The 13090-nt window shown below is 36.0% G+C and carries 12 protein-coding genes; 2 read left to right on the forward strand and 10 right to left on the reverse strand.

The window, feature by feature from the left end:
• Window positions 1-49: 49 nt before the first annotated feature.
• Window positions 50-1012, forward strand: coding sequence for a gliding motility lipoprotein GldB (gene gldB, locus V8G61_RS10945; RefSeq protein ID WP_394875711.1), 963 nt, complete (start codon window positions 50-52; stop codon window positions 1010-1012).
• Window positions 1012-1347 carry a gliding motility protein GldC gene (gene gldC, locus V8G61_RS10950; RefSeq protein ID WP_394875712.1) on the forward strand — a complete coding sequence of 112 codons (336 nt, stop codon included), beginning with the start codon at window positions 1012-1014 and terminating at the stop codon, window positions 1345-1347. Before gldB ends, gldC begins: the two co-directional genes overlap by 1 nt.
• Before the next feature lie 10 nt (window positions 1348-1357).
• On the opposite strand, the gene V8G61_RS10955 is transcribed toward gldC, so the two are convergent.
• The 10 genes from V8G61_RS10955 to V8G61_RS11000 all read right to left on the reverse strand — a co-directional run bounded on the left by V8G61_RS10955 (window position 1358) and on the right by V8G61_RS11000 (window position 12962).
• Window positions 1358-1645 carry a hypothetical protein gene (locus V8G61_RS10955; protein ID WP_394875713.1) on the reverse strand — a complete coding sequence of 96 codons (288 nt, stop codon included), beginning with the start codon at window positions 1643-1645 and terminating at the stop codon, window positions 1358-1360.
• Entirely contained in the window at window positions 1632-2258 is a 627-nt protein-coding gene (gene def, locus V8G61_RS10960) for a peptide deformylase (RefSeq protein WP_394875714.1), read from the reverse strand. The genes V8G61_RS10955 and def overlap by 14 nt, the downstream gene beginning before the upstream one ends.
• 33 nt (window positions 2259-2291) lie before the next feature.
• On the reverse strand, window positions 2292-3569 hold the full coding sequence (rodA, locus tag V8G61_RS10965) for a rod shape-determining protein RodA (protein WP_394875715.1): 1278 nt from the start codon (window positions 3567-3569) through the stop codon (window positions 2292-2294).
• Window positions 3569-5527, reverse strand: coding sequence for a penicillin-binding protein 2 (gene mrdA, locus V8G61_RS10970; RefSeq protein WP_394875716.1), 1959 nt, complete (start codon window positions 5525-5527; stop codon window positions 3569-3571). The genes rodA and mrdA overlap by 1 nt, the downstream gene beginning before the upstream one ends.
• A gap of 1 nt (window position 5528) precedes the next feature.
• Window positions 5529-6032 (reverse strand): rod shape-determining protein MreD, encoded by a 504-nt coding sequence (locus tag V8G61_RS10975; RefSeq protein ID WP_394875717.1) that lies wholly within the window; start codon window positions 6030-6032, stop codon window positions 5529-5531.
• Window positions 6032-6853 (reverse strand): rod shape-determining protein MreC, encoded by an 822-nt coding sequence (gene mreC / locus V8G61_RS10980; RefSeq protein ID WP_394875719.1) that lies wholly within the window; start codon window positions 6851-6853, stop codon window positions 6032-6034. Before mreC ends, V8G61_RS10975 begins: the two co-directional genes overlap by 1 nt.
• 17 nt (window positions 6854-6870) lie before the next feature.
• Window positions 6871-7899, reverse strand: coding sequence for a rod shape-determining protein (locus V8G61_RS10985; RefSeq protein WP_394875720.1), 1029 nt, complete (start codon window positions 7897-7899; stop codon window positions 6871-6873).
• Window positions 7900-8071: 172 nt separating this feature from the next.
• Window positions 8072-9604, reverse strand: coding sequence for a bifunctional phosphoribosylaminoimidazolecarboxamide formyltransferase/IMP cyclohydrolase (gene purH / locus V8G61_RS10990; RefSeq protein ID WP_394875721.1), 1533 nt, complete (start codon window positions 9602-9604; stop codon window positions 8072-8074).
• Window positions 9605-9749: 145 nt separating this feature from the next.
• Entirely contained in the window at window positions 9750-10205 is a 456-nt protein-coding gene (locus V8G61_RS10995; protein WP_394875722.1) for a GAF domain-containing protein, read from the reverse strand.
• A 45-nt stretch (window positions 10206-10250) separates the two neighbouring features.
• Window positions 10251-12962 carry an outer membrane beta-barrel protein gene (locus tag V8G61_RS11000; RefSeq protein WP_394875723.1) on the reverse strand — a complete coding sequence of 904 codons (2712 nt, stop codon included), beginning with the start codon at window positions 12960-12962 and terminating at the stop codon, window positions 10251-10253.
• Between the last annotated feature and the right edge of the window lie 128 nt (window positions 12963-13090).

Raw genomic sequence — 13090 nt, forward strand, 5'->3', positions numbered from 1 at the left:
AATAAAGCTTACACTCAATTAATAAAAATTATAAGCGTTTTAGTTTTAGATGAAACAGATAATCTTTAGTTTTTTCATTATTACCCTGCTAATCTCATGCAGCCAAAAGGATGAGGCCGAAAAGGCTATTAATGCCATAGGTACAAATATTACTATTGAACGTTTCGATTTGGCTTTTTACAAGGCAACCAAAGGGTCTCTGCCCGAATTAAAAAAGACTTATCCCTTTATGTTCCCTAAAACCTACCCGGATTCGGTATGGGTTTCAAGGCTTAACGATACGCTGCAACAGGAGTTATCAAGAGAAGTTAAAAAGGTTTATCCTAATACTGAGAACGTAGAACTTGAGATTGAGTCCCTTTTCAATCACATAACCTATTATTTCCCGGAATTTCATCCACCTCGCGTAATTACTACAACCAGTTTTGTGGACTACCGAAATAAGGTGATTGTTACCGATACCATTGCTCTGGTAGCTCTGGATAATTTTTTGGGAAAAGATCATTATTTCTATGAAGGTATTCCAGCATATATCGCTGCTAATTTAAGACCCGACCAGATTGTGGTGGAAATGGCGAACGCTTACGCGGAAAAATATGTGTTTCAGAAAAATCAAAAAACATTATTGGACAAAATGGTGTTTTTTGGGAAATTGCTTTACTTTAAAGATCAGGTGATTCCCTTCAAATCTGAAGCTGAGCGTATGGGATATACGGAAGATGAACTGCAATGGGCTAAAACGAATGAGAGCGATATTTGGCGTTATTTTGTTGAACGCGAATTATTATACAGTACCGATGCCAAGCTTTCCGGTCGGTTTATAATCGATGCGCCCTTTTCTAAATTTTATCTTGAGGAAATCGATACCGACTCTCCTGGACGTTTAGGGCAATTTATAGGCTGGCAAATTGTGAGAGCCTATATGGAAAACAATGATGTTTCTCTAAACACCATGATTACAGAAGATGCTGAAACCATTTTTAATAATTCAAAATATAAACCCAGAAAATAATGGCAAAAAATCATAGCTCGAAAATAGAATTACAAGTAGAATTAGATGACAACCGTATCCCTGAAAAACTATTCTGGACGGCTCAGGATGGCGGTATATCCAATGAAGAGGCCAAAGCCATGATGCTTTCGGTTTGGGACTCCAATGCCCAGGAAACCTTACGTATTGATCTATGGACCAAGGATATGCCGGTTGATGAAATGAAGGTGTTTTTTCATCAAACACTTGTAGCTATGAGCAATACCTTTCATCGGGCAACCCAAGATGAAAAAATGACAGCTACTATGAAGGATTTCTGTGATTATTTTGCTGAAAAACTGGAGCTTAAAAAATAAAATGGTCGTCTTAACTTCCTGCAAAGGGCGTGTTGAAAATTCCAACAGATAGCTCTAGCCAGATCAATAAAAATATAAAAATAAGAGCCGCTAGTAATAAATAGCGGTATTTTTTAAGGCTTATGTTCCGTAAAATAAGTTCTGCCAGAAAAACCAAAACAAACAGAAATACACCGGCAATTATAAAGTCGAATCTGGTCCAGGCTACTTCCGAGGAAAATTGCATGGCGATGTAAGGAATGGCTAGTAAAGTGCCGGCCATTATCAGAAAAAATATAAGGCGTTTATTTTTTGGCATCTTTTATTTCTTTATTCAGGTGGTCGAGATATAATATACCATTCAGGTGATCGACTTCATGTTGGAAGATTACCGAGGTAAATCCTTCAACCGTTTCTGTGCGTTGTGTACCTTCCATGGTATCGTAAGTTACTACAATTTTTTCGGCTCTGTTTTCTAAAACTGCTCTCCTGTTCGGGATCGAAAGACACCCTTCTCGTGCTGTTTGCTTCTCCTTGGAATACTCAACGATTTTGGGATTTAGATATACTTCAAAAGGCATATCATTCTTATCTAAACGCTGGACCCAAATAATATTTTTGAGAATTCCAACCTGAGGTGCCGCAATACCCAAGCCTAAAGACATGCTATCTCTTACCGTAGCATACAAACGGTTCACAAAATTTTTCAAAACCGGATCATTTGGTAAAACTTTTACAGCCTCACTTTTCGTTCGTAACAGGATGGAATCGCTTTTACTGGTAATTTTAAATACGCGCATCGGGGTAAGGTAATCGGCATTCATGATAAGTGTGGTTTGTGCTTTTGAAAATCCGTTTGAGGAAATCCCTTTTTTTGAGCCACAGCTCATTAACAAAGAACCGACAAAAAGAAAAAGTAAAATGTTTTTCATGTGAATAAATGCGTATTAAGAGGCTTTTAAAGCCTACCATTCATTAATTCTGTTTGAATCTAATTTAATAAAAATAAATATTAATATAGTAAAGGCCCAAAGACCGGAACCACCGTAACTAAAAAGCGGTAACGGAATCCCTATAGTTGGAATGATGCCCATTACCATCCCTATGTTAATAAGAAAATGAATAAAGATTATTGCTGCGACACCGTAACCATAGACCCTGCTAAATTGAGATTTCTGAAGTTCTGCCAGATGGAGGATGCGTAATAACAGCAATACAAAAAGGATAACTACGCCTGCACTTCCAAGAAAACCCCATTCTTCGCCAACAGTACTAAATATATAATCGGTATGTTGTTCCGGTACAAATTTTCCTGTGGTTCGAGTGCCCTCCATAAAACCTTTCCCGGAAAACCCTCCAGAACTTATGGCTTTTTCCGATTCATTTAAATTATATGCAAACGTTTGCTTCATACGTTGTAATTCTTCAGGATCTTTTTCCAAACGAAGCCATAAACTTATACGATCTTGTTGGTGCGGCTTCAGTATATTCTGGTAAAAGAACCTAACGCCAGAGGCCACCAAAACGGTGACTATTATGTATAGCAGGCTTTTTGCGAATACCGCTTTTTTTCTATTTAAATAATAGGCTAGAAGAATGATGATACTCCCTACTATGGAAGTGAAAATAGCCCCGAATTTTAAGGCAAAAATGGAAATTAGAATGAGAAATACCCCGATGACCAAATAATACTTTGGTAGACCCTCACGATATAAAACAAAAAAGAAGGCTGCGTAAACAACTGTACTTCCTGTATCATTCTGGAGTAATACTAAAACAGCAGGAACCGTTATGATGAGGAAGGCTTGTATTTGATCTTTGAAATTTTTAATATTCGTATTCAAATCACTGATGTGCTTTGCAATGGCTAGTGAGGTTGCAACTTTCGCAAATTCACTGGGTTGAATTGTTAAACCGCCAATAGCATACCAGGAGGTTGCACCGTTCACGTTTTTACCAAATAAGAATAAACCCACTAATGAGATCATGGAAATAATATAGATCACACTAGAAAAACGCTCATAGAATTTAGCTTCAATAGACAGCAAAATAATGATAAGCCCAATAGTGAAAAAAATAAAAATAAGTTGTTTACTATAAGAGTGTTCTAAATCGAAATAATCAATTGTATCTCCTGTGTGGGAGGCCGATAAAATATTAACCCATCCAAAACCAACCAGCATGAAAAACAGGATTATTGTGATCCAGTCGAATTTATAATGTTTATTGGTTTCTCTGTACATTAATTTAGGACTTTAACTTCAGACTCAAAATTATTTATGGCGTCTAGTCGTGCGTTTAATTGCTCAAGTTCTTCCGGCGAAACAGAGTAAAATTCCGAATCTGCATTAATTTTGAAAGGCTCTCCGGAATAGGGTTTTTTATATTCGTTTTCCAGAGTATGGTCTAAAATCCATTTTTCCAAATCGGTTCTTGTAATGGTTCCCCTAAGATATTTTTCAATAATCAAGCTAGCAATTTTTCCCGCATACCGACTTCCCCAGTATCCATTTTCGACAAAAACAGCCAACGCGATCTTAGGGTTGTCTTTTGGCGCAAAGGCCACGAAAATAGAATGATCTGTTAATTGGGTTTTTTTACCATCAACGTTAACAAAATTTTCGGCAGTTCCTGTTTTACCGCAAATTTCAATACCATTTACCTGAATATACTTGGCCGTTCCTTTGTTATAAACATCGAACATTCCCTCTATGACAGGTTCAAAATTTTCTTTATCAATGGTAGTGTAATTTGGTGTTGTATATTTTGAATCGATACTTTCATCCTCAATTGACTTGATAATATGAGGCGTATAAAAATAACCTCTATTTGCTATAGCTGCAGCCATATTTGCCAATTGAACGGGGGTTGTTTCAACTTCACCCTGGCCTATGGCATTGGATAAGTTAAAGGTTGATGCCCAGCGATTTTCCCCATACCATCGGTTATAGAAATCGCCATCAGGAATACGTCCCGGACGCCCTACATTTAAATCGTAGCCCAAGTAATCACCAAGTCCAAAACTTCTTAAATGCTCGCTCCATGCATTCAAACCTTTGGACGGCTTATCGTATTTTTCTACAATTCTGCGATATACATTTGCAAAATATGCATTGCAAGATTCGTATATTCCTTTGTTCATGTTAACAACAGGAGCGTGTGCATGGCAACCCATTAATTTTTTACTGCCGTAATAGTACCCATGCCTGCAAGTAAACTGGTCTCTGGGAGTGATGACGTTTTCCTGTAAGCCAATAAGAGCATTTAGGACTTTAAAAGGAGACCCTGGTGGATATTGGGCTTGCAAGCTTCGATCGAAAAGTGGTTTTGCGATGGAGTCATTGTACAGTTTGGTAAAATTTTTAGAACGTTCACGACCCACTAAAGTGTTAGGGTCGTAAGTTGGGGCTGAAACCATGGTTAAAATTTCTCCGGTTGATGGTTCAATAGCAATAATCCCGCCTCGCTTATTTTGCATTAGTAATTCACCGTAAGCTTGTAATTTAGCATCTATAGTTATAGTGATATCCTTTCCCTGAACGGGAATCGTATCGAATTTACCTTCTTTGTAAGGACCAATATTTCTATTAAAACGATCTTTTTGAATGAACTTTATACCTTTTTCTCCACGTAAAACTTCTTCATATGAAGCTTCAATGCCTTGTTTGCCAATTAAATCACCCATCTTATAATAGGGGTCTTTTTCAATATTCGTTCGATTTACCTCTCCAATATCGCCCAAAACATTAGCCCCTATGGAAGTCTCATAACTTCTCAGGGAACGTTTCTGGATATAAAACCCTTCAAATTTTCGCATTTTCTCCTGCAATACGGCATAATCTTCTTTAGACAGATGGGATATAAATACGGAAGGCAGTCGAGGTGAATAATTTGTGGCTCTATTCAGTTTTTTATCATAAGTGTCTCTGTCTATTTTCAGCAATGCACAAAATTCCTGAATATCAAATTCTCTTACCTCTCTGGGAATAACCATGACATCATAAGAAGGCTGGTTGGAAACTAATAACCTGCCGTTACGGTCGTATACAAAACCTCGTTTTGGATAATCATAAACTTTCCTAATAGCATTGTCTTCAAATAGATTTTCATCATTAGACGTGTAGACTTGCAGGTAAAATAGCCTTGAAATAAAAAGCACACCTGTAAATAAAATGGATATGAAAAGTAAAAACTGTCTCATATTAATTTCTCCTACTAAAAATAACGGTAAAAATGATACTTAAGAAAATAGTGAAAATTCCTGAAAATAACGTTTTTTTGAGTACGAATAGTATTTTGGATATGCTAAAAATTTCTAAATAGAATAATACAAAATGATGGATCAAAACCAAAAGGCTAATATAAACGAGTTTCGATCCTAAATCGAGGGCATTGAACTTTATTTTTTGATTTTCATACATCACACCAAAGGCGAATTTTAAAATAACGGGTCGAGCATAGGCAATCGTTACTGAAGATGCGGCATGTATTCCACCTGAATCCAAAAACATATCAACGCATACTCCAATAAAAAAGCTCGCTAACATAAATAAAATCCGATTGCTTTTTACGGGATAGAAAGCAATGAATAATATATAGACATATGGATTAATGTAACCCAAAAAATTGACATGGTTAAATAAGATTACCTGAGCCAATAAAAGCACTATAAACCGGATTGTATTGATTGGTATCAGTGTGGTCATTAATTGTCCTCGTTATTTAAAAGGGCCTTAATTTCTGGGGCATCTTTATTTTCAATGATATAAACATGTTCCAGGTTGGTCATGTCATTGAATAGATTAACCTGAATTTCATAAAAGTTTTCTGCTGCGTCGAGTTTAAAATCTGAAATATATCCAATATTTACACCTTTAGGAAAAATTATGGAGCGGCCAGAGGTTACAATAGTGTCTCCAATGCGCACAGGAGCTATTTTTTCAACATCAAAAAGTTGAACGATATTCGGGTTTTTGCCGTTCCAGATTAGCGTTCCAAAATGGTTGGATTTTTTGAGTTTAGCACTAATTCTACTTGAGGTATTCAAAATTGAGATCACCGTGGCATAGTGTTTACTGGTATGGTCTATAATGCCAATGATTCCTTTAGACGAAATTACCCCAAGATCTTCTTTTATACTGTCTTTTTTACCCTTATTAAGTAATAAAAAATTATCGGTAGCCGCGTAATTATTTCTTATAATATTAGCGCTGGTAAATTTATATTTCTGATCAAATCTACTTGAATCAGTAAATACAGAATCGGGAGTTATTTGAGAATTGAAGAGCATGGATTTTAATTCCTTGTTTTCTTCAACGAGTAGTTCATTTTGCGATTTCAAATGAAAATACTGCGAGATATTGTTTGTGGTATTCAACAAACCACCCGAAATAAAATTAGCCGAGTTTATAAATTTACTTTTATGAAAGTCGTGGGATTGAATGGTAAATACCAGAGAAATTAAAAACAGCAACAAGAACAACAAGAAGTTTTTGTTTCTTATTATAAAATTAATAATTTGTTGCATGAGCTATTTCAGGATTTCTATTTTATCAATACGCTTTTGTATTTAGGTATGTTTTTAAGCGTTATTCCTGTACCTCTAACTACGGCACGAAGTGGATCCTCAGCGATATAAACCGGTAGATCTGTTTTTTGCGACAGGCGTTTGTCTAAACCGCGAAGCATCGAACCGCCACCAGCTAAGTAAATACCTGTATTATAAATATCGGCAGCTAACTCCGGTGGTGTTTGCCCTAGAGTTTCCATAACGGCGTCTTCGATACGTAAAATGGATTTATCCAAAGCTTTGGCAATTTCACGGTAAGAAATTGAAACTTGCTTTGGCTTTCCAGTTAAGAGATCACGCCCCTGAACACTCATGTCCTCAGGTGGTAATTCGAGATCTTCGGTAGCTGCTCCAATTTGGATCTTAATTTTTTCCGCGGTCCGTTCACCTACATATAAGTTATGTTGGGTACGCATGTAATACACGATGTCGTTAGTAAATACATCACCCGCAATTTTGACGGATTTATCACAAACAATACCGCCCAAAGCAATCACAGCAATTTCAGTAGTACCACCACCAATATCAACAACCATATTTCCTTTTGGCTGCATAATATCCACACCAATACCAATAGCAGCAGCCATCGGCTCGTGAATCAAATACACCTCTTTTCCATTAACGCGTTCAGCACTTTCCTTTACGGCACGCATCTCAACCTCTGTAATACCGGAAGGAATACAAATAACCATCCGAAGGGCAGGAGAGAAGAAACGTTTTTTAAGCGCCGGAATATTTTTTATAAACATACTGATCATCTGCTCAGAGGCATCAAAATCAGCAATCACTCCATCTTTTAAGGGTCTTATGGTTTTAATATTCTCGTGCGTTTTACCCTGCATGAGACTAGCTTCTTGTCCAACAGCAATGATTTTTCCGGAAACCCGGTCCCGAGCCACGATAGATGGGGAATCAACTACTACTTTGTCGTTATGAATGATTAATGTGTTGGCTGTACCTAAATCTATGGCAATTTCCTCAGTTAGGAAGTCAAAAAATCCCATGGGCTATAAATGCTTTTTATTGGTTTAAAAACGAATCTCGTAAATGTAATAAAACTTACTCAAAAATTTCGGTATTCGAAGGCTCAAAATTATAATGATTTTTTGTCTCTTGTTCTTATACGCAGTTTATCTATTATTAGATGTTTTCTGCGATTAAATCTGTGACTGAATTTTAGTGTTTGAAGTGTCGGGTTCCTGTCATAACCATCGCCACGCCATGATCATTACAATAGTCGATACTTAACTGATCTTTTATAGAACCACCCGGTTGAATGACTGAAGTAATTCCAGCTTTATCAGCAATTTCTACACAATCCGGAAACGGGAAGAAGGCATCACTAGCCATAGCTGATCCGTTTAGGTCGAATTTAAAAGATAGGGCTTTATGAATGGCCTGATTTAAAGCATCCACACGACTGGTTTGCCCCGTTCCGCTAGCACAAAGTTGTTTGTCTTTCACTAGCACAATCGTATTCGATTTGGTGTGCTTACAAATTTTTGAAGCGAATAACAGGTCTTCAATTTGGGCTTCTGTTGGCTCTACCTTGGTTGCATTTTTTAGATCCGTTTTAGAATCTGTAACCAAATCCTTATCCTGAACAAGCGTACCATTCAAACAAGTTCTTAAGGTTGTTTTTGGTAATTCAATGTCTTTTAGGATCAATAGAATTCTGTTTTTCTTCCCTTTTAATATTTCTAAAGCTTCTTCAGAATACGAAGGTGCGATTACCACCTCGCAGAAAAGTTTGTGAATTTCTTCAGCAGTCGCTTTATCAATCTCGGTGTTACTAATTAAAATTCCGCCGAATGCTGAAACAGGATCTCCTGCAAGGGCATCAACGTATGCCTTATGGATACTATCGCGTTGAGCTAATCCGCAAGCATTATTGTGTTTTAAAATAGCGAATGTTGGTGCCTCACCTTTAAATTCGTTCATCAAATTAACCGCGGCATCCACGTCTAACAAATTATTGTAGCTCAATTCTTTACCGTGAAGTTTATCGAACATGGCATCAAAATCACCATAGAACACACCCTTTTGATGCGGGTTTTCCCCATAGCGCAAGGTCTTGCCGTTTGGTTCACTTAACTTCAGAACAGAGGCGTTTTCGGTCGTATTGAAGTAATTGAAAATTGCCGTATCATAATGTGATGACACATTGAAGGCATTAGCTGCAAAACGCTTACGATCTTCTTCAGAGGTCACGCCATTTTTTTCGGTTAGAAGTTCTAAAATTCCAGGATAATCTTCAACTGTAGCCACACACATCACATCAGCATAATTTTTAGCTGCAGCACGGATCAGTGAAATCCCTCCGATATCAATCTTTTCAATAATATCCTGATGACTTGCACCCGAAGCTACCGTGTTTTCGAATGGGTATAAATCTACGATCACCAAATCGATCTGGGGAATGTTATATTCCGCTAATTCTGCTACATCACCATCATGATTTTGTCTGTTTAAAATCCCTCCAAAAACTTTCGGATGAAGGGTTTTAACGCGGCCGCCCAAAATAGAAGGATAGGAGGTAACGTCTTCCACGGGAACAACCGGGATATCCATTTCTTTTATAAACTTTTCAGTGCCGCCTGTTGAATAAATCGTGACACCTTGTTCGTGTAGTTTTTTTACGATGGGGCCTAATCCGTTTTTACTAAATACTGAAATTAAGGCTGATGAAATGGTTTTATTGTTACTCATTTTGGGTTGTGTTCTATTAGTCTTTTAAAAATAATTATCGCGCCAGAGCATGATATGCAAAAGTACTTATTTACTTTAGAAAAAGAGAGTGTAGCTAATTGAAAATCGAGATGATTTTTCAACGAAACCCGAAAGTTGTTAACAACTATAAAATTCCGGCAACTTCAGCACACACGAACTCTAAAAAGCGTTCGTCAGCCTCAGTGAAAGGGTCTGGAGTATTGGAATCGATATCAATCTGACCCACATTTTCACCGTTTACAAAAATAGGGATCACAATTTCAGCTTTTACAGTAATACTACAGGCTATATAATTGTCTTGTGCGGTGACATCGGGTACCACAAAATTTTTATTGCTCACCGCGACCTGTCCACAAATACCTTTTCCGAACGGAATAATCGTGTGATCTGTAGGTGCTCCTACATAGGGACCTAATTTCAGTTCGTTCTTATCGCCGTTCTTAAAATAAAACCCTACCCAATTGTAATAGTTAACATGGGCTTCCAGTAACTGACATACCTGGAATAAACGTGTGTCTTTGTTTAAAGTATTATTGGAAATAATGGTCTTTACCTGTGGTTTCAAAGTATCAAAAATCATGACAATAAATTTAAGGAACAAAAGTATTTAAAAAGACCTAGTTTTTTATCCTTTTTTTGATGAAGATTGATTATTTCCTAAACGGTAGGTATAGCTTAATATAACATAACGTCCTAAACTTGGCGTGGTATTTTCTTCGAAATAGTTAACTGTACTCCGTCTGTATATATCGATATTTTGATTTAAAAGATCTATTAATACTAGTTTTATTAACTGATTGTTATTCTCTGAAAATGTATATGATAAAGCCGCATTCCAGAGAGGTAATTTTTCATCAGGACTGAATTTATTATCTGTAAAAATGATATAATTTAGTTGACTATTGAAATTAAATTTTTCAGAAATGTCGTAATCAAAGGAAGTATAATAATCCTGTCTTTGGAAAGTGCGGTTCAAATCATCAACCAATGAGAAGGAAGTTTGGTTGGTATCAAAGGAAAGTCCGGTTTTTAAATCGAGGTTCCGTTTGTTAGTGTTTTCAAACCAAAAATTAAAGGCGAAATCCTGAGTGATAACATCGTTTAGTTCATTGTTTATTAATGTATTGGATGTTCTAAATAGATTTTTATTTTTTAATGTATAACGAATTCCTAATGACTTTATTTTTTTACTGAAGCTTAATGTTGTTCTTAGAAGTTTATTTTGTCCACTGTTTATAAACGAGTGTGTTCGCACAAAATCGTTTATAACAACATTCGAATTGATAGCATCATCTATGAATTGAAATTGTATTCTTGAATGAAAACTTAGGGATGATTTAAAATCGTGAATGATATTGCTCAAGATAACTTGACTGATTTTTTCAGTTTTTAAATCGGGATTACCGGTTCGGATAGAAAAGGGATTTAAATTATTAACTACTGTAGTAATCTGGCGCGATCTGGGACTCCTTATAATTCGTTTGAAAAGTAATCGGTGTTTGGTTCCTTGTTTAGGTTTAAATTGAAACAATACCGTCGGATTTACATAAAACTGGTTTTTAACTATTGGGGAAACATCCTCAGTTCCAAAAATCCTATTCAGGTCCTGGAAGTTAACTCCGGAGGAAATAAACCATTTTGGAGTTCGGAAATTGTAAAGCAAACCAGTATCATAACTGCGTTGAATGTTGTTAAATTTAAACAAGAGGGTTTCTTCAATATTTTGATCGCTAACAGTAATTCGTTTTTGAACACCATCTTCGTTATTGACCTCGGTACTGGCTGAGCTCAGTAATTTTAATTGGTGACCCTTCCACAAAGGTTCTGAAAAATTGAAATAAAGTTTTAATTGTTTGTTCTTTTCCTTTTCATCTCTAAATGTCAGTTGTTCTTTTTGAGATTCATTCGTCTTGTCGACATTTCTAGTTATGATATTGTTTTGATCGTTAATGAAGTTTTTTTCTAAAATGGAAGATTTAATTCCGGTTACAAAACTACGACCTGATTTTGTTAGGCGTTTAAAGTAATCTATATTGAATGATCCTGAAACATTTTTATTTTTTCTGCTAAGTTCAATGGCATTGATTCTGGAAAGTGTACCACTTTCATCAATAAATCGAACTTTTTTGTCTAAAAGGTTGGTTCTGTTATCCGAAGTAAGGCCACCACTCACTTTTATAGTATGGGTCTTATTGTGCTTACTTTCGTAGTTGTAGTTTAAATTGTGATTGTCGGTAGTATTATTAAAATTGTTGTCTGCATTTAGAATAAAATTATTGTTTGCGGCAAAATTGATTCTTTTGCTGAATGTCATTCCGTAATTATTGGAATGATTATAGAAATAATTCGCATTTAAAAACTCTTTCTCTCTAAACTCCTGACCTATATTGATTCCTGCCACCCTTGTAGTTAAAAACCCGGTTAAACTATTCGGATTGATGGCATTGTCAGATGTTTGGTCGTCAGAATCGTCTGAAATACCATTTGCATTTTCTAAAAAACTGCTGATGTTTGACCCCGTAATGTTTATATTATTGAATTTGCCTATAACTGAAAGCTGGGTTTTACTACTGAAGCGATTATAATTGGTATTAATAAAATATTTATCATCTAATCCAGAACCTCCCGCTATTTTTCCGAAGCCTTTGTTTTTTTGACCTGATTTTAAAGTTAAATTGATTACGACCTCTTTGTTGCCATCATCAATTCCTGTAAGTTCTGACTCATCACTTTTTTTATCAATGACTTCTACCTTCGAAATAACATCTGCCGATAAATTTTTCAATACAATAGATGGATCACCGCTAAAAACTTCCTTGCCATCTATAAATATCCGGCGTACTTCATTACCCTGAGCTGTAATGTTTCCTTCAGAATCTATTTCAACTCCAGGGAGTTTGCCCAACAATGACTCCAGATTATCATCAGAATGCACTTTAAAGGCGCTGGCACTGTATGCTACCGTATCTTTTTTGATCTGAATCGGGATTACGGCTGAGATTGTAACAGCATCGAGCTTATTCATGTCTTCTTCAAACTTGATATTTTTTAAATCGAGAGTGCTTCCTTTTAAGTTTACAGTTTTGTAGACTGTTTTATAACCCATAGAAGATGCTTGAAGTAAAAAAGTTCCTTTTTTGTTTTCAATAATCTTAAAAGCTCCGTATTTATCAGTAATAGTGTAGTTTACAACCGTAGAATCTTTAACGCTTAATAGAACGATTGAGGCTAATTCAACCGGTTGGTTTTGAGGATCAAGTAATTTTCCTGTAATGGTAGTTTGGCTTAGGGAAATCTGACAAGAAATAATAAAAAAAAAGCTTAGTAGCTTTAACATAAAAAGGAATTTGAAAACGAATTCGAAGATTAATTTTACTTACACTATAAAATTAAGACCTCTTAATTAGCAAAAGGTTTAATCAACATCAAAATTAGTTTAATATAAAACAAAAAACGCCTCATAAA

Source organism: Gaetbulibacter sp. M240, from assembly GCF_043876815.1.
In the GTDB taxonomy this organism is placed as follows: Bacteria; Bacteroidota; Bacteroidia; order Flavobacteriales; family Flavobacteriaceae; genus Gaetbulibacter_A.